Origin of the sequence: Mycolicibacterium diernhoferi, from assembly GCF_019456655.1 — a bacterium.
Lineage (GTDB): Bacteria > Actinomycetota > Actinomycetes > Mycobacteriales > Mycobacteriaceae > Mycobacterium > Mycobacterium diernhoferi.
Map to the genome: position 1 here is coordinate 5493831 of NZ_CP080332.1, position 20547 is coordinate 5514377.

25 protein-coding genes are annotated in these 20547 nt (G+C 68.4%); 12 read left to right on the plus strand and 13 right to left on the minus strand.

Annotation, left to right across the window (positions count from 1 at the left end):
- Window positions 1-11: 11 nt before the first annotated feature.
- Window positions 12-500 carry an RNA polymerase-binding transcription factor CarD gene (gene carD, locus K0O62_RS26100; protein ID WP_073856833.1) on the minus strand — a complete coding sequence of 163 codons (489 nt, stop codon included), beginning with the start codon at window positions 498-500 and terminating at the stop codon, window positions 12-14.
- Between the two features lie 266 nt (window positions 501-766).
- Here carD and K0O62_RS26105 point away from each other — a divergent pair, with 266 nt between their 5' ends.
- From K0O62_RS26105 to disA, 3 genes are read left to right on the plus strand one after another with little or no spacing between them, the layout of a single operon-like run.
- Window positions 767-1348 (plus strand): copper chaperone PCu(A)C domain-containing protein, encoded by a 582-nt coding sequence (locus K0O62_RS26105; protein WP_073856834.1) that lies wholly within the window; start codon window positions 767-769, stop codon window positions 1346-1348.
- A 39-nt stretch (window positions 1349-1387) separates the two neighbouring features.
- A complete protein-coding gene (gene radA, locus K0O62_RS26110; protein WP_264002298.1) occupies window positions 1388-2785 on the plus strand; it encodes a DNA repair protein RadA in 1398 nt (465 codons plus the stop codon).
- An 8-nt stretch (window positions 2786-2793) separates the two neighbouring features.
- Window positions 2794-3906, plus strand: coding sequence for a DNA integrity scanning diadenylate cyclase DisA (disA, locus tag K0O62_RS26115; protein ID WP_073856836.1), 1113 nt, complete (start codon window positions 2794-2796; stop codon window positions 3904-3906).
- A gap of 1 nt (window position 3907) precedes the next feature.
- On the opposite strand, the gene K0O62_RS26120 is transcribed toward disA, so the two are convergent.
- Together K0O62_RS26120 and K0O62_RS26125 are read right to left on the minus strand one after the other, a co-directional pair.
- The gene (locus K0O62_RS26120; RefSeq protein WP_073856837.1) at window positions 3908-4690 is read right to left on the minus strand and encodes a hypothetical protein; all 783 of its coding nucleotides are present in this window, start codon (window positions 4688-4690) and stop codon (window positions 3908-3910) included.
- A 98-nt stretch (window positions 4691-4788) separates the two neighbouring features.
- Entirely contained in the window at window positions 4789-5409 is a 621-nt protein-coding gene (locus K0O62_RS26125) for a carbonic anhydrase (RefSeq protein WP_073856838.1), read from the minus strand.
- Here K0O62_RS26125 and K0O62_RS26130 point away from each other — a divergent pair.
- Window positions 5408-6301 carry an iron-sulfur binding domain-containing protein gene (locus K0O62_RS26130; RefSeq protein ID WP_372512859.1) on the plus strand — a complete coding sequence of 298 codons (894 nt, stop codon included), beginning with the start codon at window positions 5408-5410 and terminating at the stop codon, window positions 6299-6301. The two genes, K0O62_RS26125 and K0O62_RS26130, sit on opposite strands and share 2 nt — an antisense overlap.
- A 4-nt stretch (window positions 6302-6305) precedes the next feature.
- On the opposite strand, the gene K0O62_RS26135 is transcribed toward K0O62_RS26130, so the two are convergent.
- Window positions 6306-7277: a GlxA family transcriptional regulator gene (locus tag K0O62_RS26135; RefSeq protein WP_073856840.1), complete on the minus strand. Its 972-nt coding sequence runs from the start codon at window positions 7275-7277 to the stop codon at window positions 6306-6308.
- Window positions 7278-7348: 71 nt separating this feature from the next.
- Here K0O62_RS26135 and K0O62_RS26140 point away from each other — a divergent pair, with 71 nt between their 5' ends.
- Window positions 7349-7615 carry a hypothetical protein gene (locus K0O62_RS26140; protein ID WP_073856841.1) on the plus strand — a complete coding sequence of 89 codons (267 nt, stop codon included), beginning with the start codon at window positions 7349-7351 and terminating at the stop codon, window positions 7613-7615.
- On the opposite strand, the gene K0O62_RS26145 is transcribed toward K0O62_RS26140, so the two are convergent.
- Window positions 7589-8371 carry an alpha/beta fold hydrolase gene (locus tag K0O62_RS26145; RefSeq protein ID WP_073856842.1) on the minus strand — a complete coding sequence of 261 codons (783 nt, stop codon included), beginning with the start codon at window positions 8369-8371 and terminating at the stop codon, window positions 7589-7591. The genes K0O62_RS26140 and K0O62_RS26145 overlap by 27 nt on opposite strands.
- Before the next feature lie 42 nt (window positions 8372-8413).
- On the opposite strand from K0O62_RS26145, the gene mhuD reads away from it, so the two are divergent.
- Genes mhuD through K0O62_RS26165 form a run of 4 tightly spaced genes read left to right on the plus strand, consistent with a single transcriptional unit; the run spans window position 8414 to window position 10801 of the window.
- Window positions 8414-8725, plus strand: a complete 312-nt coding sequence (gene mhuD / locus K0O62_RS26150; protein WP_073856843.1) for a mycobilin-forming heme oxygenase MhuD — start codon at window positions 8414-8416, stop codon at window positions 8723-8725.
- Window positions 8706-10049: a serine hydrolase gene (locus tag K0O62_RS26155; RefSeq protein ID WP_372512856.1), complete on the plus strand. Its 1344-nt coding sequence runs from the start codon at window positions 8706-8708 to the stop codon at window positions 10047-10049. The genes mhuD and K0O62_RS26155 overlap by 20 nt, the downstream gene beginning before the upstream one ends.
- 46 nt (window positions 10050-10095) lie before the next feature.
- Window positions 10096-10461 (plus strand): YidH family protein, encoded by a 366-nt coding sequence (locus K0O62_RS26160; protein ID WP_073856844.1) that lies wholly within the window; start codon window positions 10096-10098, stop codon window positions 10459-10461.
- 1 nt (window position 10462) lies between these two features.
- Window positions 10463-10801, plus strand: coding sequence for a DUF202 domain-containing protein (locus tag K0O62_RS26165; RefSeq protein ID WP_073856845.1), 339 nt, complete (start codon window positions 10463-10465; stop codon window positions 10799-10801).
- 9 nt (window positions 10802-10810) lie between these two features.
- Here the strand turns inward: K0O62_RS26165 and K0O62_RS26170 are convergent, their stop codons facing one another.
- The 4 genes from K0O62_RS26170 to K0O62_RS26185 are packed head-to-tail and all read right to left on the minus strand — an operon-like array spanning window position 10811 to window position 13046.
- A complete protein-coding gene (locus K0O62_RS26170) occupies window positions 10811-11224 on the minus strand; it encodes a DUF302 domain-containing protein (RefSeq protein WP_073856846.1) in 414 nt (137 codons plus the stop codon).
- 51 nt (window positions 11225-11275) lie between these two features.
- Entirely contained in the window at window positions 11276-11545 is a 270-nt protein-coding gene (locus K0O62_RS26175) for a metal-sensitive transcriptional regulator (RefSeq protein ID WP_073856847.1), read from the minus strand.
- Window positions 11546-11604: 59 nt separating this feature from the next.
- Complete coding sequence (locus K0O62_RS26180; RefSeq protein WP_073856848.1) at window positions 11605-12480, minus strand: sulfite exporter TauE/SafE family protein; 876 nt, start codon at window positions 12478-12480, stop codon at window positions 11605-11607.
- On the minus strand, window positions 12477-13046 hold the full coding sequence (locus K0O62_RS26185; protein WP_073856849.1) for a rhodanese-like domain-containing protein: 570 nt from the start codon (window positions 13044-13046) through the stop codon (window positions 12477-12479). The genes K0O62_RS26180 and K0O62_RS26185 overlap by 4 nt, the downstream gene beginning before the upstream one ends.
- Window positions 13047-13245: 199 nt before the next feature.
- On the opposite strand from K0O62_RS26185, the gene K0O62_RS26190 reads away from it, so the two are divergent.
- Genes K0O62_RS26190 through trxA form a run of 3 tightly spaced genes read left to right on the plus strand, consistent with a single transcriptional unit; the run spans window position 13246 to window position 16220 of the window.
- Entirely contained in the window at window positions 13246-14625 is a 1380-nt protein-coding gene (locus K0O62_RS26190) for an MBL fold metallo-hydrolase (protein WP_073856850.1), read from the plus strand.
- Window positions 14626-14652: 27 nt separating this feature from the next.
- Window positions 14653-15852 (plus strand): NAD(P)/FAD-dependent oxidoreductase, encoded by a 1200-nt coding sequence (locus K0O62_RS26195; RefSeq protein WP_073856851.1) that lies wholly within the window; start codon window positions 14653-14655, stop codon window positions 15850-15852.
- Window positions 15853-15854: 2 nt separating this feature from the next.
- Complete coding sequence (gene trxA / locus K0O62_RS26200) at window positions 15855-16220, plus strand: thioredoxin (protein ID WP_073856852.1); 366 nt, start codon at window positions 15855-15857, stop codon at window positions 16218-16220.
- 1 nt (window position 16221) lies between these two features.
- On the opposite strand, the gene K0O62_RS26205 is transcribed toward trxA, so the two are convergent.
- From K0O62_RS26205 to clpC1, 4 genes are all read right to left on the minus strand, one after another.
- On the minus strand, window positions 16222-16770 hold the full coding sequence (locus tag K0O62_RS26205; protein WP_073856853.1) for a histidine phosphatase family protein: 549 nt from the start codon (window positions 16768-16770) through the stop codon (window positions 16222-16224).
- Window positions 16763-17563, minus strand: coding sequence for a CbtA family protein (locus K0O62_RS26210; RefSeq protein WP_073856854.1), 801 nt, complete (start codon window positions 17561-17563; stop codon window positions 16763-16765). The genes K0O62_RS26205 and K0O62_RS26210 overlap by 8 nt, the downstream gene beginning before the upstream one ends.
- A gap of 24 nt (window positions 17564-17587) precedes the next feature.
- Entirely contained in the window at window positions 17588-17809 is a 222-nt protein-coding gene (locus K0O62_RS26215; protein WP_073856855.1) for a CbtB domain-containing protein, read from the minus strand.
- Window positions 17810-17991: 182 nt separating this feature from the next.
- Window positions 17992-20517 (minus strand): ATP-dependent protease ATP-binding subunit ClpC, encoded by a 2526-nt coding sequence (clpC1, locus tag K0O62_RS26220; RefSeq protein ID WP_073856856.1) that lies wholly within the window; start codon window positions 20515-20517, stop codon window positions 17992-17994.
- Window positions 20518-20547 lie beyond the last annotated feature (30 nt).

A 20547-nucleotide genomic window follows, 5' to 3' on the forward strand; every position in this document is an offset into this window, starting at 1 on the left:
CTTCGTGACAGCTAGGACGCGGCGGCCAGTGCCTCATCGAGAATGATGGTGGCCTTCTCGTCGTCGGTGTTCTCGGCGAGCGCGAGTTCGCCCACCAGGATCTGACGGGCCTTGGCCAGCATGCGCTTCTCGCCTGCGGACAGGCCACGCTCCTGGTCGCGGCGCCACAGATCACGAACCACCTCGGCGACCTTGTTCACGTCGCCGGAGGCCAGCTTCTCCAGATTTGCCTTGTACCGGCGCGACCAGTTGGTCGGCTCCTCGGTGTGCGGCGCACGCAGCACCTGGAAGACCTTGTCCAGGCCTTCCTGCCCGACCACGTCACGCACGCCGACGTACTCGGCATTGTCTGCGGGAACTCGAACCGTGAGATCCCCTTGCGAAACCTTCAGGACGAGATACTCTCTCTGCTCGCCCTTAATGGTCCGGGTTTCGATCGCCTCGATCAACGCAGCACCGTGGTGTGGATAGACGACGGTGTCTCCGACCTTGAAAATCATCAGTTTCGAGCCCCTTTCACAGCTCGATGTTACCACGAGGCCCGACGGCGCGGGGAACAACAATGCAGGTCAGGGGCATCAGAGGTGAAGACTAGGGGTTGACACCGTCGCCAGAACATGCAAACAGAGCCGCCTTCGACAGGCCCACAACGCAACTCGCCGGGCCGCTCGCAAGCCCTCGGCTACCGCACCGAAACGCGACCTACTACTCTGCATAGTCGAATCCATTGGTCGAGCAGGAGGCTTCGGTGACGTCCGCAGTGTCAATGAACCGCTTCAATACGCGGGCGTCCCGGCTGGCTGTCGCTGCCCTCGCCGCAGGCCTTGCACTCACCGGGTGCAGCGCGGGCCAGGTGTCCCAGAGCGCCAACCAGGAACCGGCCGTGAACGGCACGGTCGACTCGGTCGGTGACATCGCGCTGCGCAACATCTTCGTGCGGGCGCCGCAGACCAGTGACTACGTGCAGCCCGGGACCGATGTCGAGCTGCTGTTCGCGGCGGCCAACAACTCCGCGGACGTCGCCGACAAGCTGGTCTCGGTCACCTCCGACATCGGCACGGTGACCCTCAGCGGCGACACCGCCATCCCGGCCAACGGGCTGCTGCTCGTCGGCAACCCGGACAACCACGATCTGCTGGGCACCATCGAGCGCGAGGAAGAGGCCGAGGCGCAGGTCACGCTCGCCGAGCCGATCACCAACGGGCTGATGTACGACTTCACCTTCACCTTCGAGCGGGCCGGCTCCACCACGGTCGCGGTGCCGATCTCCGCGGGCGAGGTCCCGCGCCGCGACGGCGAACCGGCCCCCGGCCGCAACAGCGGCGGTGGACACGGCGGCGGGCACTAGATCTGACGTTTTGTCAGGGGTGACGGTTACCGTCACACCGTGGCTTCGAAAGTACGTTCGCAATATCGCTGTTCCGAGTGCAACCACGTCATGCCCAAATGGGTGGGACGGTGCCCGGAGTGCGGTACCTGGGGCACCGTCAACGAAGTCGTCGCACTCACCGCGCTGAACGGGAACTCGACCAGGCGCGCGGTGGCGCCGTCCTCGCCGGCGGTGCCGATCACCTCCATCGATCCGGGCGTCACCCGGCATTTCCCCACCGGGGTCAGTGAACTGGACCGGGTACTCGGCGGTGGGCTGGTCCCCGGATCGGTGACGCTGCTGGCCGGCGATCCCGGCGTCGGCAAGTCCACCCTGTTGCTCGAGGTGGCCCACCGGTGGGCCAGCAGCGGCCGTCGGGCGCTGTACCTGTCCGGCGAGGAGTCGGCCGGGCAGATCCGGCTGCGCGCCGAGCGCACCGGGTGCACCCACAGCGAGATGTACCTGGCCGCCGAGTCCGATCTGCAGACCGCGCTCGGCCACATCGAACAGGTCAAGCCCACCCTGGTGGTGGTCGACTCCGTGCAGACCATGTCGAGCACCGAGGCCGACGGTGTGACCGGCGGAGTCACGCAGGTGCGGGCGGTCACCACGGCACTGACCTCCTACGCCAAGATGGCCCGCGCCTCCGACGGGGTGGCCCTGCTGCTGGTCGGCCACGTCACCAAGGACGGCGCCATCGCGGGCCCGCGCTCACTGGAGCACCTGGTCGACGTGGTGCTGCACTTCGAGGGCGACCGGGCCTCGGCCCTGCGGATGGTGCGCGGCGTGAAGAACCGCTTCGGCGCGGCCGATGAGGTGGGCTGTTTCCTGCTGCACGACAACGGGATCGAATGTGTGGCCGACCCGTCCGGGCTGTTCCTGGATCAGCGCCCGGCCCCGGTGTCGGGCACGGCCATCACCGTCACCCTGGACGGGAAGCGCCCGTTGATCGGTGAGGTGCAGGCCCTGGTCGGCCAGGAGACCCCGAGCAATCCGCGCCGCGCGGTCAGCGGTATCGACTCCGCGCGCGCCGCGATGATCGCCGCGGTGCTGGAGAAACGCACCAAACTGCGGCTCAGCCAGCGCGACATCTACCTGTCCACGGTCGGCGGGATGAAGCTGACCGACCCGTCCTCGGACCTGGCGGTCGCCATGGCCATCGCGTCGGCCTACATCGATCTGCCGTTGCCGGCCACCGCGATCGCCATCGGCGAGGTCGGACTGGCCGGGGACCTGCGCCGGGTCAGCGGGATGGACCGCCGGCTCGCCGAGGCCGCCCGGCTGGGCTTCACCGACGCGGTCGTGCCGCCCGGGGTCAAGGATGTGCCCGCCGGGCTGCGCCTGATCACGGCCGACAACATCGGCATGGCATTGCGGGCACTCAAGTCGATCGAGGACAATGGCGGCCGATCCTAGGAGGCGCGATGGCGGTGAAGTCCAGAGCCAACCGGAACGTGGTGCATCTGGCCCGCCCCACGCTGCGGGAGACGCTCGGGCGGCTGGCCCCGGGCACCGACCTGCGCGACGGCCTGGAGCGGATCCTGCGCGGCCGTACCGGCGCGCTGATCGTGCTGGGATACGACGACAGTGTCGAGGCGATCTGCGACGGCGGGTTCTCCCTGGACGTGCGGTACGCCCCGACCAAACTCCGTGAGCTGTCCAAGATGGACGGTGCGGTGGTGCTCTCCAGCGACGGCACCCGCATCCTGAAGGCCAACGTGCAGCTGGTGCCGGACCCGTCGATACCGACCGACGAGTCCGGAACCCGGCACCGCTCCGCCGAACGCAGCGCCGTGCAGACCGGGTATCCGGTCATCTCGGTCAGCCACTCCATGAGCATCGTGACCGTGTACGCCGCCGGCGAGCGGCACGTGGTGCCGGACACCCCGACCATCCTGTCCCGGGCCAACCAGACCATCGCGACCCTGGAACGCTACAAATCCCGGCTCGACGAGGTGAACCGGCAGCTCTCCACCGCCGAGATCGAGGACTTCGTCACGCTGCGGGACGTCATGACGGTCGCGCAGCGCCTGGAGATGGTGCGCCGGATCAGCCTGGAGATCGACGCCGACGTCGTGGAGTTGGGTACCGACGGCCGTCAGCTCAAGCTGCAGCTGGAGGAACTGGTCGGCGGTAACGACACCGCGCGCGAGCTGATCGTGCGTGATTACCACGCCAACCCGGATCCACCGAGTGCGGCACAGGTCAGCGCCACGCTGGAGGAGCTGGACTCATTGTCGGACAATGAGCTGCTCGACTTCACCGCGCTGGCAAGGGTTTTCGGCTACCCGTCGACCCTGGACGCGCAGGACTCCGCGATGAGCTCGCGTGGCTACCGGGCGATGGCGGGCATTCCGCGGCTGCAGTTCGCGCACGTGGATCTGCTGGTGCGCTCGTTCGGCTCGCTGCAGGGTGTGCTCGCGGCCAGCGCCACCGACCTGCAGTCGGTGGACGGCATCGGCTCGATGTGGGCACGCCACATCAGGGAGGGCCTGTCCCAGCTGGCCGAGTCGACGATCGCCGACCAGCTGGCCTGACTCAGTTCCCCGGGGCCTGTCCGCTGCCGTCGTGCGGCAGCGCGTCCGCCGGCGGCGGCCCCTCACCCGGCGGTGCGGCCTCGGCCAGGATGAACGGCACCGTCGCCGAGCGCAGGTTGCCCAGCTGCACCAGCAGGTTGTAGGTGCCCGGGCCGATCGGTTCGCGGGGCAGCGGGCAGTTCGGCGCCGAGCCCATCCCGGTCCAGGTGACCTCGGTGGTCACCTGCTCGCCGGGGTTGAACGTCTTGACCAGCGTCTCGTTGGATGGCGCGCAGTCCAGGTTGGACCACAGCCGGTTGTTGTCGAGTGTGTAGACGTAGGCGGCCAGCACGGCGGCGCCGACATCGCGCTTGCAGGCGACCAACCCGATGTTGGTGACGACCATGGTGAACTTCGGCTGATCGCCCATCACGTAGTCAGGCGCGCTGGTGATGCCCTTGACCGCGAGCGTGGAGTCCGGGCAGTCGTCGCCCTCCTGCAGGACCGGGGGCGGGGTGACCGCGGCGGTCGGCGTGGGCGTCGGCGGCGGCGCCTGATCGGCGGGCGGTACGACCGGGGTCTTGACGCCCGGCTCCTCACCCGGCAGCGGGGTGGGCGGCGGAGCGGCCTCGGTGTTCGCGGTCTGTTCCGCGGGGACGCCCTCTGATCCGCCACTGTTGGAGACCACCACGGCCACGATGGCGGCAACGATGGCGATCACGAGAACCGCGACACCTATCGCCAGCGCCCGGCGGCGCCGGTAGATCTCCGGTGGCAGCTGGCGGTTGGATTCGGTGTCTAGCACGATTCAACGGTAAGCCGGTGTCACGCCTGGCGGCCCGAGGCGTCACGGCGTGTCGGCTGTGGTGTTGCTAAGGGCTCACGGCCGGGCTCGGGCGGGGCTCAGGCATCGCCGATATCGCCGAGGTGGTCGCGCAGCGCCACCCGGCCGTCGGCCAGGTGGTAGGTCAGGCCGACGATCGCCAGGGTGCCTTGTTCGACCCGCTCGGCAATGACGGTCGAGCGGGCCAGCAACTGCGAACCGGTCTCCGCGACGTGCCGGGCCTCGAACTCGTCGACCCTGGTCAGGCCGTCCTTGCGGCCGAGCAGGATGGACGGCATCACCCGTTCCACGATGTCGCGGACGTAGCCGCCCGGGATCGCTCCCTCGTCGAGCGCCGCCAGGGTGGCCTTGACCGCACCGCAGCTGTCGTGGCCGAGGATGGCGATCAGCGGGACGTTGAGCACCGCCACGGCGTACTCGATGGAGCCGAGCACCGCAGAATCGATGACGTGCCCGGCGGTACGCACGACGAACATGTCGCCCAGGCCCTGATCGAAGATCAGTTCGGCGGCGACACGGCTGTCACCGCACCCGAACAGCACCGCGGTCGGCTTCTGGGCCTCGGTGAGGCGGGCCCGGTCCTCGATGCCTTGGCTCGGGTGCAGCGGTTTGCCGGCGACGAAACGCTCGTTACCCTCCTTGAGTGCCTTCCACGCAGCGATCGGGTTCGAGTTGGGCATAGCCGACATTGTGCCTCAGGCGTCGGGAATAGACGCGGGCGAGTTGCTGGGATGGTTCGATCACGCCGAGCGGGATCTGCCGTGGCGCCGGCCCGAGGTGACCCCCTGGCAGATCCTGGTCAGCGAGTTCATGCTGCAACAGACGCCGGTGAACCGGGTGGAGCCGATCTGGCTGGACTGGGTCGCACGCTGGCCGACGCCGTCGTCGACCGCGGCGGCCGGCCCCGCAGATGTCCTGCGGGCATGGGGCAAACTCGGTTACCCGCGGCGCGCGAAGCGGCTGCACGAGTGCGCGGTCGTCATCGCCACCGAGCACAGCGATGAGGTGCCCCGCGAGGTGGAGACGCTGCTGACCCTGCCCGGCGTCGGCGCCTATACGGCGCGGGCCATCGCCTGTTTCGCCTACCGGCAGCGGGTGCCCGTGGTGGACACCAACGTCCGGCGGGTGGTGTCACGCGTCGTACACGGCAGCGCGGAGAATCCGGCGCGGGCCGGGGATCTGGACGAGGTGGCCGCGCTGCTGCCCGACGATCAGGCGGCACCCCGGTTCTCGGCGGCCCTGATGGAGCTCGGGGCCATCGTCTGCACGGCCCGCAAACCGCGCTGCGGGTTGTGCCCGCTGACCGAGTGCCGCTGGCGCAGCGCCGGGTACCCGGAGTCCTCGACGCCGGCCCGCCGGGTGCAGCGCTACGCGGGCACCGACCGCCAGGCCCGGGGGCGGCTGCTCGATGTACTGCGCGCCAGCCCTGCCCCGGTCACCCGGGCCCAACTGGATGTCGCCTGGCTCTCCGACGCCGCGCAGCGGGACCGGGCACTGGATTCCCTTCTGGTCGACGGTCTGGTGGAACAGACGGCCAACGGACTGTTCGCGTTGGTGGGCGAGGGCGACTGAACGCTCACGCGGTCTCTTCGCACAGCGCATCGCAGGAGAACCGGCGGCGGTAATCCGAGGGAGTCACGCCGATGATCCGGCGGAAGTGGTGCCGCAGCAGCGTCGCGGTACCGAACCCGCAGCGATCGGCCACCCGGTCGATGTCCAGGTCGGTTTCTTCGAGCAGCCGCCGCGCGTAGAGCACCCGCTGGTCGGTCACCCACTGCATCGGGGTGCGCCCGGTCTCCTCGACGAAGCGACGGGCGAAGGTGCGCGCCGACATGCTGGCCCGCGCGGCCAGGCTGGCCACCGTGTGCGGTTTGTCCAGGTTGGCCAGGATCCAATCCAATTGGGGCGCAAATCCTTCCGAGTAACGCACCGGGATCGGCTGGTCGATGTACTGACGCTGCCCGCCGTCGCGCTGCGGGGGGACCACCATCCGCCGGGCGATCTTGTTGGTGACCTCGGCGCCGAGTTCGCGACGCACCAGGTGCAGGCAGGCATCGATCCCGGCGGCGGTGCCCGCGCTGGTGATCAGGTTGCCGTCGTCGACGAACAGCACGTTGCGGTCCACTCTCGCCGTCGGATACGCGGCGGCCAGCTGATCGGCGTGCATCCAGTGCGTGGTGCACGGCCGGCCGTCGAGCAGTCCCGCGGCCCCGGCCAGGAAGGCCCCGGAGCAGACCGTCAGCACGGTGGAACCGGCTTCCACGGCCTTGCGGACCGCGGCGAGCGCCTCGGGCAGGTAGTCCGCGCCGCCGATTGCGGGGATGGCAACCAGGTCGGCACCGATCAGGGCGTCCAGACCATGGTCGGGGGTCAGCGTGGCGCCCACCGCGGTACGTACCGGCCGCCCGGCCTCGGGTCCACACACCTTGAAGTCGAAGTTGGGCACGCCGTCGGCGGACCGGTCGATACCGAAGACCTCGCAGATCACGCCGAACTCGAAAATCGCTAGACCGTCCAGCACCAGCACCGATACGCTCTTGATCGCCATGGCAGCATTTTATCTCAAGGTGTCATTCCTGCCACTGTTGGCTGGATATTTATCAATGGAGCATTACTGCCATGACCACAGCACTCATCCTTCTCGCCATCCTGGCGCCGTTCCCGCTGGCCGGGGCATTGATCCGGCTGGCAAACCGGCAGGGCACCCTGCGCCTGCACCTGTTCCAGTTCCGGCCGGCCGCGCCGTTGGCGGGCCGGTTGGCCGGCAGCGACAACGGATTCGACCGGGACGGCCTGCGTACGCGGCACGAACTCGACGCCATTCGGACCCGCTTCGAGCAGCAGCCGGCGTGGCCGACCTCAAGCGCTTCCGGTGAGCGCCGCTAAGAACCCCTCGACGGCCTCGCGGTAGACCTCCGGAGCGTCGTCGTGAATCAGATGGCCCGCGCCCGGCACCTGCAGATAGGTCGTGGCACAACCGGTCTCGTGCATCCGCCGCATCTGTCCCGGCGGCGCCACGGTGCCGCCGGCCTCCAGCAGCAGCACCGGGGCGCGGACCTGCTCCCACTGCTGCCAGTAGTCCCGGGTGCCCCACTCGGCGGCGATCTCGATCCAGCGGGCCCTATGCCCGTGTAGCCGCCAGCCGGTCTCGGTCCGGTCGAAGGCCTCCAGGAAGTACTGACCGGCCACCGGCCCGAACTCCTGGTACACCTGTTCGACCGAGCCGAACTCGACCGGCAGCGCATGCAGCCACGGCTCCCAGGGCCCGGTGGTGCGGCCCCGGAAATCGGGGGCCATGTCCTCCACCACCACCCCGCTCACCAGCTCCGGCCGGGACGCCGCCAGGCACCACGAGTGCAGACCGCCCATCGAGTGGCCGATCAGCGTCACCGGGCGCCCCAGCGCGGCGACCGCATCCGCCAGGTCCCCCACGAAACGCTCGGTACTGATCGGGTGCGGGTCGACGACCTCGCGGCCCCGGTGCCATGGCGCGTCGTAGGTGTAGACCGGCCCGAATTCGGCCAGCCAGGGCAGCTGCCGGGACCAGGTGCTGCCGCGCCCCATCAGCCCGTGCACCAGGACCAGCGGTGCGTTGTCCGAGTCGGCCGTGCCACCGCGATGAATCAGAAGATCGGTCCGCATCCCGACATCCTGCCGCGACCGGTTCCGGGTAGCCTGAAGTACATGCCCGTCGTGAAGATCAATGCCATCGAGGTGCCCGCCGACGCAGGCCCGGAGCTGGAGAAGCGGTTCGCCAACCGCGCCCACGCCGTCGACAGCCAGCCCGGCTTCCTCGGCTTCCAGCTGCTGCGCCCCGTCAAGGGCGAGACCCGGTACTTCGTGGTCACCCAGTGGGAGTCCGACGAAGCGTTCCAGGCGTGGGCCCAGGGGCCTGCGGTTGAGGCGCACGCCGGTCAGCAGCACAAGCCTGTCGCCACCGGCGCCTCGCTGCTGGAGTTCGAGGTTGTGTTGGACGTTGCGGGGACTGGCAAGTAGCTCGTCGCGTCCCGTACTCGCCGTAGCGGCGCTCGCCACCTCGGTCGCAATCCTGGTTTCCGGCTGCGCCCACACCGGGCCGCCCGTGGCCGAGGCGGCGTACGGCATGCACATCGACACCAACACCCCCCAGGGCCTGCGCGCCAAGCAGCTGCTCGACATGGTCAACTCCGATTGGCCGATCGGCGTGGTGCCGGTCGCGACACTGGCCGTGCCGCAGCAGGTCGAGTGGGTCGCCGGCGCCATGGACCGGCTGTGGGCCGACCGCCCCATCACCGTCACCGCCATGTCACTGGGCGCCGGACAGGCCACGCTGCGCGTCCGCAACTCCTACAGCGTCGAACAGACCATCAAGTTGCGCACCGGTGACACAGGCCTGGTCGACCGCTTCGAGGTCGCGATCGAGCAACCCAAGATCCGGCAGTGGTCCGATGTGGACTCGGAGATCACCCGCACCGGCGCCGACTACGCCTATCAGGTTTCCAAGGTCGCCGACGGCGCGTGCGTGCCGGTGGCCGGCACCGACGTCGACCAGTCCATGCCGCTGGCCTCGATCTTCAAGCTGTACGTGCTGCTCGCGCTGGCCGAGGCCGTCAACGAGGGCACCGTCGGGTGGGACGAGCAACTGGTCATCACCAAGGAGGACAAGGACGTCGGGTCGGCGGGCTTCAACGAGCTCGAGCCCGGCGCCAAGGTATCGGTGAGAGATGCTGCGCAGCAGATGATCTCGGCGAGCGACAATATGGCCACCGATATGTTGATGGCGCGCCTGGGGCCCGGTGCGATCGAGCGGGCACTGGTCACGGCCGGCCATCACGACCCGGCGTCGATGACACCCTTCCCCACCGCGCACGAACTGTTCTCCATCGGCTGGGGCAAACCCGACGTCCGCGAGGAATGGAAGACCGCGTCGCGCGAACACCGGGCCGAGATGCTAGCACACACCAGAACCGTTCCCTACCAACCGGATCCGATGCTCACCCGGGAACCGGCCTCGCCGTACGGGATCGAGTGGTACGGCACCCCGATGGACATCTGCCGCGTGCACGCCGCGCTGCAGGCCGCGGCGACCGGACCGGCCGCTCCGGTACGTGACATCCTGTCGGCCACACCCGGCATCGAACTCGACGAGTCCAAGTGGAGTTACGTCGGCGCCAAGGGCGGAAACCTGCCCGGTGACCTGACTTTCAGTTGGTACGCCGAGGACCACACCGGCCAGGGCTGGGTGGTCAGCTATCAGCTCAACTGGCCCGAATATCGCAGCCTGACCGCGGCGTCGTGGCTGCTGTCGGTCGCCACCCAGTCGTTCGACCTCATCTCCTAGCGCCCGGCGTCCCGGAGGCCGCCCACCGAGCACGTAGGCTCACTGGGTGGGCGCTTCCCGATCCACCGACGACGGAGAGCCGGACTACCGCTTCACGCTGGCCAACGAGCGGACCTTCCTGGCGTGGATCCGCACGGCGCTGGCGTTGATCGCCGGTGGTATCGCCGTCGTGCAGTTCGCCCCGTCCTTCGGGATTCCCGGCGTGCGGCACGGGCTCAGCGTGGCGCTGACCGCCGGCGGCGGTGTGCTGGCCGCGCTGGCCGTGCGGCGCTGGCAGCGCGTGCAGGAGGCCATGCGCCGCGACGAGGAGCTACCCCCCACCCATATCCCGGTCCTGCTCGGCGGCTCGATCTTCGTCGTGACGCTGGTCGTGCTCCTGGTGCTGGTGATCTGGCCGCCGGCCGGACAGTGAGATGGCCCGCCGCGACCCCACCAAGCCGGGCCTGCCCATCGAACGCACCCTGTTGTCCTGGGAGCGGAGCTCGTTCGGGTTCCTGGTCGGCGGAACGCTGGTGCTGCTGCGCCAGCACGGGCCGCTGGGACCCGGCCGGATCCTGCTCGCCTTCACCGCCGCACTGCTCGCCATGCTCGTCCTCGCGCTGGGCTACCGGCGGTCGCGCGCGATCAGGGACAGTCCGGTCGTCGCCGGCCGGATGGTCACCGCCGCACCGCGCGCGGAGGTGCTGCTGATCGGCGGCGCCACCATGGTTTTCGCCGCCGCGGTCCTCGGCGTGCTGTTGTTCGCGATCTAACCGAGCCGACTATCGGCCCTCGGCGGAGGCCAGCGCGTCGATCGCGGCGCGCAGCTTGGCGGCGGCCTCGTCGGCGACCTCACGCAGGCCGGGCTGGTCGGACACCTGGACCATGATCTGCGGGTCCATCGCATCGACGATGACCGTGTCACCGCCGGCCGAGGGATCGGCGCGGACGGCGACGTTGCAGGGCAACAGCAATCCGATCTGGCGGTCGGCGTTGACCGCGCGATGGGCCAGCGGCGGATTACACGCCCCGAGGATCAGGTAGTCCTCCATGTCCGCGCCCAGCTTCGCCTTCAGGGTGGCCTTCATGTCGATCTCGGTGAGCACACCGAAACCCTGATCCGCCAACGCCTTCCTGGTGCGCTCCACCGCGTCCTCGAAGGTCGTGTGCAGCGTGGTCGACAGTGCGTAACTCATGGTTTCCTCCGCTTTCGTCATCGTTGACGCCGGTGGGTCAGGCCCGCGACCTCAAGCCAAGGCCAGGAACAGCTTCTCCAACTCGGCCTCGGACATCGGCCGTTGGCCATCGGCGGCTTCTCCGGTGAGGCATTCCCGCAAACCGGTGGCGACAATCTTGAAACCGGCCTTGTCCAGCGCCCGGGACACCGCAGCCAGCTGCGTCACGACGTCCTTGCAGTCACGGCCCTGTTCGATCATCGAGATCACCCCGGCCAGCTGACCCTGCGCCCGGCGCAGCCTGTTGAGCACCGCAGCGATCGCGTCTTCGTCACCAACCATGGCGCATCTCCCTTCATCGGACCGTACAGCGATGGTACCCGCGGGGGTATTCCCAGGGGTCACGCCGGCGCTCCCCGCCCGGCTCCGGTGCCGGGGATCCGGCGCAGCGGGCAGTGCGCGTACCGGGCGCAGGCCAGCGTCATGAACGCGGCGACCGCCGTCAGGGCCGCCGCGGCGATACCGACGGCGAGGTGGATCTCCTGGGCCAGGATGACCGAGGACATCGCAAGGACGAACCAGCCGAAGCCCTTCCGCAGCGAGTCGGGGTCGACCTTGGCCGTCAGCCGGGCTCCGATGAGGCTGCCGACCACGGCCGCCGCGGTCACCGCGAGAGCCACGGTCCAGTTGATCTGGACGCTGGACAGGTAGCCGGCCAGGCCGGCGAAGGATTTCATCGCGATCACGATCAGCGACGTCCCGACCGCGACCGGCATTGGCAGTCCACCCAGCAGAGCGAGCGCCGGAACCACCAGGAATCCGCCGCCGGCGCCCACCAGGCCGGTGACCAACCCGACCACCAGGCCCTCGGCGATGATCTTGGGAACGGGCAGGCGATGAGGGCCCTCGGCGGCCTGGACGTTCTTCCGCCCGCGCAGCATGGCCACCGCGGTGGCGATCATCATCACCGCGAAGCCGATGAGCAGGACGGTGCCGGGGATGAACCGGGCAAGCAGCCCACCGGCATAGGCGCCGGCCATGCCGGCCGCGCCGAAGATCAGGCCGGTGCGCCACTGCACCCGACCGGCGCGGGCATGCGAGATCGCGCCGACCAGGCTGGTGACACCGACGACCAGCAACGAGGTGGCGATGGCCTGCTTGGCATCCATGCCGGCCACGTAGGCCAGCAGCGGCACGGTCAGGATCGACCCACCGCCGCCGAGCAGCCCGAGCGCGATGCCGACGAACACCGCTAGGCCGACGGTGAGGACGATCACCGTTCCACCAGCCGGGAGACGACGGTCTGCGCGTCACAGGCGGCGCCGCGGTTGTACGGCAGCTTGGCCAGCATCATGCCCATCGCGCAGGTGTCGGACAGCGCGGCGAAGGTCAGCCCGCCGCCGATGGCGCCGGCGACCCACTTGAGCTTGGGCGCGGCGATACTACCCAGGACGCTGGTCAGCACGATCGAACCCGCGACCAGCCGCACCTGACGCTCGAGGTCCCAGCGCTGGGTGCCGCGGTTGACGCTGAAGCCCTTGGCCTCCCAGGCCGTGATACCGCCGTCGAGGATGTGCACGTTGCACAGGCCGGCCTCGCGCAGCGTGGCCTCGGCCTGGGTGGCGCGCTGACCGGACCTGCACACCAGCACGACCTCCTGGTCGAGGTGCTGGACGATCTCGTCGCGGTGCTCGCGCAGCATGTCCAGCGGCACGTTGTAGGAGCCGGCGATGTGGGCGGTCTCGAACTCACCCGGGGTGCGCACGTCGATCACCCGCGGCGGGGTGGCCGAGGTCAGCATCTGGTCGAGTTCGTGGGAGTTGACGGTGGTGGGGGCGCTCATGTCGCGGTCCTTTCCTGGGGGCGGCCGGTTGTCCTGCCGATACCGCCGGGGGTATGTTGGCACCGATGGTACACATACCCCCCGGGGTACCCGCAAGCGGGAATATCGATACCCCCTAGGGTACTTGACATACCCAGAGGGGTATAGGCACCCTGGGATGCAGAGGCCGGACCCACCTACTGAACGAGAGGACCACCCCATGAAGTTCATCCAGTACTACCTGGACTGCCTGTCCCACGCGTCCTACCTGATTGCCGACGAAAACACCGGGCGCGCAGTCGTTGTCGACCCGCAGCGCGACGTGGCCGAGTACCTGCGCGACGCCGAGGAGTTCGGTTACACCATCGAGCTGGTCATCGAGACGCACTTCCACGCCGACTTCCTATCCGGCCACCTGGAGCTGGCCGCGGCCACCGGCGCCAAGATCGTCTACTCCTCGGTCGCCGAGACCGAGTTCGACTCGATGGGAGTCGCCGACGGCGAGCGCTACTCCCTGGGTGAGGTCACGCTGGAGTTCCGGCACACCCCCGGCCACACCCCGGAATCGATGAGCATCGTGGTCTACGAGCATGCCGACGACGCGGCGCCCTACGGGGTGCTGACCGGCGACGCGCTGTTCATCGGTGACGTCGGCCGGCCGGACCTGCTGGCCTCGATCGGGTTCACCCGCGACGAGCTGGCCGAGAAGCTGTACGACTCGCTGCACGACAAGCTGATGACGCTGCCCGACGTCACCCGGGTCTTCCCGGCCCACGGCGCGGGCTCGGCCTGCGGCAAGAACCTCTCCACCGAACTTTCCTCGACCATCGGCGAGCAGAAGGAGACCAACTACGCGCTGCGCGCCCCGGACAAGGCCACGTTCATGGAGCTGGTCACCGAGGGGCAGCCGCCCGCCCCGGCCTACTTCGTCTACAACGCCGTCCTGAACCGCAAGGACCGTGAGCTGCTGGCCGAATCCGAGATACCGGAAGCGCTGAGCTACGACCAGACGCGCGCGGCGATGAACGCCGGAGCGATCCTGGTCGACGGCCGCGGCCCCGAGGAGTTCGCGCTGGGACACCTGCGCGGCGCCATCAACATCGGGTTGGAGGGCCGCTACGCCGAGTTCGCCGGCTCGGTCGTCCCCACCGACGTCGACATCGTGCTGTTCACCGAACCGGGAGCGGAACTGGAGGCCAAGACGCGGCTCGCGCGCATCGGCTTCGACCGGGTGGTCGGCTACCTGGACCGGCCGTTCGAGGTGATGTTCGACCACCAGGGGGACGTCGAGGTGGCCTCCCGGTTGACCGCCCAGTCGTTCGACCAGCGCGCGGCCACGCTGCCCGACCTGCAGGTCGTCGACGTGCGCAACCCCGGAGAGGTCGCCGCCGGGACGATCCCGGACGCCATCACCATCCCGGTGGGCCAGCTGCCCGCCCGGGCCGGCGAGCTGGACCCGGCCAAACCGACCGTCGTGTACTGCGCCGGCGGTTACCGGTCCTCGGTGGCGGCAAGCCTGTTGCGGCGCAACGGATTCACCGATGTCAGCGACATCCTGGGCGGCTACGGCGCCTGGGAAGCCGTCCACCAGAACGCCTGAGCGAACGCGCGGAGGAGAACAACGACAATGACAACTGCGAAGCACAAGATCGTCATCGTCGGCGGTGGCACCGCCGGCATCTCAGTGGCCGCCCGACTGTTGCGCAAGGGGCGCTCCGACGTCGCGGTCATCGAGCCGTCGGATGTGCACTACTACCAACCGCTGTGGACCCTGGTCGGCGGTGGCCAGGCGAACGCCTCGACCACCGTCCGCACCGAGGCCTCGGTCATGCCCAAGGGTGCGACCTGGATCAAGAAGGCGGCCGCGTCGGTCGACCCGGACAACAACACGGTCACCTGCGCGGACGGCACGGTCTACGCGTACGACGTGCTGGTCGTCTGCCCCGGGATCCAGCTGGACTGGGACCGCACCGAGGGACTGGCCGAGGCACTCGGCAAGGACGGGGTGTCGTCGAACTACCGGTTCGACCTGGCGCCGAAGACGTGGGAGTTCATCCGCGGGCTACGTTCGGGCACAGCGGTCTTCGGGATGCCCTCGGGTCCGATCAAGTGTGCCGGGGCCCCACAGAAGATCGCCTACCTGGCGGCCGATTACTGGCGCTCCCAAGGCGTGCTCGACGACATCGACGTGCACCTGGTGGTGCCGACACCGAGGTTGTTCGGGATCCCGGCGATCGCCGACAGTCTCGATGCGGTTGCCGCGGACTACGGCATCACGGTGCACACGGGAGCCGAGGTGACCTCCATCGACGCCTCCGCACACAAGGTGTGCCTCACCTCGGGCGCGGAGGGTGGATCGGGGTCCATGCTGCCCTACGACGTGCTGCACGTGGCGCCGCGGCAGTCGGCACCGGACTGGATCAAGGCCGGCCCGCTGTCGACCGGCGACGCCAACGGCTACGTCGAGATCGACAAGCACACGATGCAGCATGTGCGCTACCCCAACGTGTTCAGCCTCGGTGACGCCGGGTCCTCGCCGAACTCCAAGACCGGCGCGGCGATCCGCAAGCAGGCGCCGGTGGTGGTCGAGAACATCGAGTCATACCTGGCCGGCCGGCCGATGACCGCCTCCTACAACGGCTATGGGTCGTGCCCGATCGTCACGTCCTCGCACGACATGCTGCTCGCGGAGTTCGACTACGACCTGAACATCACGCCGTCGTTCCCGCTGATCGACCCGACCGCGCCACACCGGCCCTACTGGTACCTGAAGAAGTACGGGCTGCCGTTCATGTACTGGAACCTGATGCTGAAAGGACTGGCCTGACCATGGCCACCGAGAACCTGACCTACGACGACTTCGAGTCCACGATCACCGGCAATCCGATTGTGCTGGTCGACTTCTGGGCGTCGTGGTGCGGACCGTGCCGCGCCTTCGCCCCGGTGTACGAGCGATCCGCGCAAGCGCATCCGGAGGTGGTGTACGCCAAGGTCGACACCCAGCACGAGCGCGACCTGGCCGCCACGCTGGAGATCACGTCGATCCCGACCGTGATGGCCTTCCGGGACGGTGTGCTCGTCTATCGGCAGTCCGGTGCGATGCACCCTGCCGCACTGGAGGACCTCATCGGTCGCGTGAAGGCACTCGACATGGCCGAGATTCGCGCCAAGATCGCCGCCCGGACCGCGGGCTGATTCAGCTCAGACGCAGCGTCCAGACGTGCCCCCGGTAGTGCATGCCGACGCGACCGGCGGGCTCGATGTCGATGCGCCAGAACGACTTTGCCGGAGCATTCAGCGCATTGAGGACCGCGGCCCGGATCACCGCCGGGTGCGTGACGGCCACCAGCCGGCCGCGGCGTTCGGCCATGGCGTCCAGCCAGCTCCCGACCCGCTTGCACAGCGCGACAATCGATTCCCCGCCGTGCGGGGCTTGGGACGGGTCGGTGAGCCACACCGTGAGGTCGGCCGGATCGACGCCGTCGAGTTCGGCGCCGCGCCACCGCCCGCAATTCAGGTCGGCCAGCGCCGGTGCGGTGGTGGCACGCAGGCCGAGCAGATCGGCGGTCTGCACGGTGCGTCGCTCCGGCCCGCAGACGGCTCCGTCGAAGGGACCCAGGTCGGCGCACGCACCGACCTGTCGGTGCCCCAGGTCGTTGAGCGGCTCGTCGGTGGCGAATCGTCCGGCTGCCATCGCATCGGTCATGCCATGCGAGACGAGGGTCAGCCGGACGACTTCACTCAACCGGTTGCCTCGCAGGCTGCTTCTGGTCGAGCAGACGCGATACCAGTGCCGCGAACACCAGGCCGATCGTCGTCCACATGACGACCTGGGTGCCCAGCGAGTACAGCCGGAATTCGTACAGCAGGTCGGCTGAGAATCCGTCGAGCACCACGTTGCCCGCCGTATCGGTGATCGGGCCCGGCGTCTCGGCGATGGTCGGCAGCAGCAGGAACATCACCGCGACCGACACCACATAATCGGCGGCCCCGATCAGCGAGGCGTTCCAGGCGCCGAACTTGGGCGCCAGCTTGCGGGCCAGCAGTACCGAACCGACCAGCAGCCCCGCCGAGAGCACGGTCACCAGCAGATACAGCAGAGTGCGTTGCTGGATCGTCTCGTCCAGGCTGAGCGCGGGCGGACTCGGCGGGTACTTCAGCGCCGGCACGATCCACAGGGAGATCAGCATGGCGCCGGCCAGCAGCGCCGCCGTGGCGCGGGCCGAGAGGCTGCTGATGCGGCCGTATGCGACGCAGAACAGCACCGCGAGCAGTGCGCCCATGGCGACGCTGAACGCGATCAGACCGAAGCCCAGTCCGATCGTGGACTGCACGGTGCGGGTGATCTCGATCCCGCCGCCACCGTGATCGTGGGAGTGACCGCCGTGCTCGATGGCCTCATGGGCCGCACTGACCGCGTCCTCGTAATCGATCGCCCGGTCGATCAGCGGTTCGATGAAGATCCAGGACCAGACGAAGGCGAGCACGCCGCCGAGGGCGCCGGCCAGGAGGCCGCGCCCGATGATGTGTTTTTCCATCGGAGTGTTATCTGCTTCCGGCTATTAGTGGCAGGGGTAGCCGAGCAGATGCCGGGCGTCGTGGACGAACTCGTGGATGACGGTGTTGGCGCCGAACACCGACGTCGCACCCTGGTCCATCCCGACGAAGTAGAGCACGAGCAGCGCGAAGAACGCCGTCAGCGACAGCCACGCCACCGCACTCGCGGCGGAGAGGTCGATGGCGCGGGCCCGCGCCGGTGTCTTGGGTGTCTCGGCAGAAGTCATATCCGATCCTTTCGGGAGTACGCGTCCCAGGTCAACAGTGTGGTGATAGGCGTCGGGTCTGACTTTGACAGTGGCGCGACCGTTCTGGGATTACACCAGATTCCGGAACCCATCGGGAACAGTACGGATATTACGCCAAAGCCCCCGACCGGATACTCCGGTCGGGGGCTTCGACGTTGCGACTAATCGGCTGCCGTGGCCGCCAGGTCCGCCTCATCGGTGGACGAGGACGTCTTGGGGCGTCCGACGAAGGTGAACTTGGCGTTCTCGCCGGCGCCTTCCCCGTCCCAGCCCTCGACGTCGACCGTGACGACCTGACCCGGGCCGACCTCGTCGAACAGGATCTTCTCGCTCAGCGCATCCTCGATCTCACGCTGGATGGTGCGACGCAGCGGCCGCGCACCCAGCACCGGATCGAAGCCGCGCTTGGCCAGCAGCGCCTTGGCGTTGTCGGTCAGTTCCATCTCCATGTCCTTGGCCGCCAGCTGCTTGGACACCCGGCCCGCCATCAGGTCGACCATCTGGATGATCTCGTCCTGAGTCAGCTGGTGGAACACGATGATGTCGTCGATGCGGTTGAGGAACTCCGGACGGAAGTGCTTCTTCAGTTCGTCGTGAACCTTGAGCTTCATCCGCTCGTAGTTGTTCTCCCCGCCGCCCTGGGTGAAGCCCAGTCCGACAGCCTTGGAGATGTCGGAGGTGCCGAGGTTCGAGGTGAAGATCAACACGGTGTTCTTGAAGTCGACCGTGCGACCCTGACCGTCGGTGAGCCGGCCGTCCTCCAGGACCTGCAACAGCGTGTTGTAGATCTCCTGGTGGGCCTTCTCGATCTCATCGAAGAGAACAACAGAGAACGGCTTCCTTCTCACCTTCTCGGTGAGCTGGCCGCCCTCCTCGTAGCCGACGTAGCCCGGAGGGGCACCGAACAGCCGCGACGCGGTGAAGCGGTCGTGGAACTCGCCCATGTCGATCTGGATGAGCGCATCGTCGTCGCCGAACAGGAACGCGGCCAGCGCCTTGGACAGCTCGGTCTTACCGACACCGGACGGGCCGGCGAAGATGAACGAACCGGACGGACGCTTCGGGTCCTTCAGGCCGGCGCGGGTACGCCGGATCGCCTTGGAGACGGCCTTGACGGCGTCCTCCTGGCCGATGATCCGCTTGTGCAGCTCGTCTTCCATCCGCAGCAGGCGGGTGGTCTCGGCCTCGGTCAGCTTGAACACCGGGATACCGGTCCAGTTGCCCAGCACCTCGGCGATCTGCTCGTCGTCGACCTCGGCGACCACGTCGAGATCCCCGGAGCGCCACTGCTTCTCCCGCTCGGCGCGCTGGGCGACCAGCTGCTTCTCGCGGTCACGCAGGTTGGCGGCCTTCTCGAAGTCCTGCGCATCGATCGCGGACTCCTTCTCCCGGCGCGCATCGGCGATCTTCTCGTCGAATTCGCGCAGGTCCGGCGGTGCGGTCATGCGGCGGATGCGCATCCGGGCGCCGGCCTCGTCGATCAGGTCGATCGCCTTGTCCGGCAGGAACCGGTCGTTGATGTAGCGGTCGGCCAGGGTGGCGGCGGCCACCAGTGCACCGTCGGTGATGGACACCCGGTGGTGCGCTTCGTAGCGGTCGCGCAGACCCTTGAGGATCTCGATGGTGTGCTCGACGGTCGGCTCACCGACCTGCACCGGCTGGAACCGGCGCTCCAGGGCGGCATCCTTCTCGATGTACTTGCGGTACTCGTCGAGGGTGGTGGCGCCGATGGTCTGCAGCTCGCCGCGGGCCAGCTTCGGCTTCAGGATGCTGGCGGCGTCGATCGCGCCCTCGGCGGCACCCGCTCCGACCAGCGTGTGCAGCTCGTCGATGAACAGGATGATGTCGCCGCGGGTGTTGATCTCCTTGAGCACCTTCTTCAGGCGCTCCTCGAAGTCACCGCGGTAGCGGCTACCGGCCACCAGCGAGCCGAGGTCCAGCGTGTAGAGCTGCTTGTCCTTCAGCGTCTCGGGGACCTCGCCGTGCACGATGGCCTGGGCCAGGCCCTCGACGACGGCGGTCTTACCGACGCCGGGCTCACCGATCAGCACCGGGTTGTTCTTGGTGCGGCGGCTCAGCACCTGCATGACCCGCTCGATTTCCTTCTCGCGGCCGATGACCGGATCGAGCTTGCCCTCCATGGCGGCGGCCGTCAGGTTGCGGCCGAACTGATCCAGGACGAGCGAGGTCGACGGGTTACCGGACTCTCCGCCGCGTCCGCCGGTGCCGGCTTCGGCGGCTTCCTTGCCCTGGTAGCCGGACAGCAGCTGGATGACCTGCTGGCGCACCCGGGTGAGTTCGGCGCCGAGCTTCACCAGCACCTGGGCCGCGACGCCCTCGCCCTCACGGATCAGGCCGAGCAGAATGTGCTCGGTGCCGATGTAGTTGTGGCCGAGCTGCAGCGCCTCACGCAGGGAGAGCTCCAGCACCTTCTTGGCACGCGGCGTGAACGGGATGTGCCCCGACGGCGCCTGCTGGCCCTGGCCGATGATCTCCTCGACCTGGCTGCGCACGCCCTCCAGGGAAATGCCCAGCGACTCGAGCGATTTGGCGGCTACGCCCTCACCCTCGTGGATGAGGCCGAGCAGGATGTGCTCGGTGCCGATGTAGTTGTGGTTGAGCATCCGGGCTTCTTCTTGAGCCAGGACGACGACCCGACGGGCACGGTCGGTGAATCTCTCGAACATCGGTATTACCTGCTCTTCCTCACATAGGGC

Bases quoted from the DNA above. Each gene is read 5' to 3' on its own strand.
- K0O62_RS26135 (WP_073856840.1), bottom strand. From the start codon at position 7,277: ATGGCGATCAAGAGCGTATCGGTGCTGGTGCTGGACGGTCTAGCGATT.
- K0O62_RS26140 (WP_073856841.1), top strand. From the start codon at position 7,349: ATGACCACAGCACTCATCCTTCTCGCCATCCTGGCGCCGTTCCCGCTG.
- K0O62_RS26175 (WP_073856847.1), bottom strand. From the start codon at position 11,545: ATGGTTGGTGACGAAGACGCGATCGCTGCGGTGCTCAACAGGCTGCGC.
- K0O62_RS26105 (WP_073856834.1), top strand. From the start codon at position 767: ATGAACCGCTTCAATACGCGGGCGTCCCGGCTGGCTGTCGCTGCCCTC.
- K0O62_RS26165 (WP_073856845.1), top strand. From the start codon at position 10,463: ATGGCCCGCCGCGACCCCACCAAGCCGGGCCTGCCCATCGAACGCACC.
- K0O62_RS26170 (WP_073856846.1), bottom strand. From the start codon at position 11,224: ATGAGTTACGCACTGTCGACCACGCTGCACACGACCTTCGAGGACGCG.
- disA (WP_073856836.1), top strand. From the start codon at position 2,794: ATGGCGGTGAAGTCCAGAGCCAACCGGAACGTGGTGCATCTGGCCCGC.
- K0O62_RS26215 (WP_073856855.1), bottom strand. From the start codon at position 17,809: ATGACTTCTGCCGAGACACCCAAGACACCGGCGCGGGCCCGCGCCATC.
- carD (WP_073856833.1), bottom strand. From the start codon at position 500: ATGATTTTCAAGGTCGGAGACACCGTCGTCTATCCACACCACGGTGCT.
- K0O62_RS26210 (WP_073856854.1), bottom strand. From the start codon at position 17,563: ATGGAAAAACACATCATCGGGCGCGGCCTCCTGGCCGGCGCCCTCGGC.
- K0O62_RS26185 (WP_073856849.1), bottom strand. From the start codon at position 13,046: ATGAGCGCCCCCACCACCGTCAACTCCCACGAACTCGACCAGATGCTG.
- K0O62_RS26190 (WP_073856850.1), top strand. From the start codon at position 13,246: ATGAAGTTCATCCAGTACTACCTGGACTGCCTGTCCCACGCGTCCTAC.
- mhuD (WP_073856843.1), top strand. From the start codon at position 8,414: ATGCCCGTCGTGAAGATCAATGCCATCGAGGTGCCCGCCGACGCAGGC.
- K0O62_RS26145 (WP_073856842.1), bottom strand. From the start codon at position 8,371: ATGCGGACCGATCTTCTGATTCATCGCGGTGGCACGGCCGACTCGGAC.
- K0O62_RS26125 (WP_073856838.1), bottom strand. From the start codon at position 5,409: ATGCCCAACTCGAACCCGATCGCTGCGTGGAAGGCACTCAAGGAGGGT.
- K0O62_RS26195 (WP_073856851.1), top strand. From the start codon at position 14,653: ATGACAACTGCGAAGCACAAGATCGTCATCGTCGGCGGTGGCACCGCC.
- trxA (WP_073856852.1), top strand. From the start codon at position 15,855: ATGGCCACCGAGAACCTGACCTACGACGACTTCGAGTCCACGATCACC.
- clpC1 (WP_073856856.1), bottom strand. From the start codon at position 20,517: ATGTTCGAGAGATTCACCGACCGTGCCCGTCGGGTCGTCGTCCTGGCT.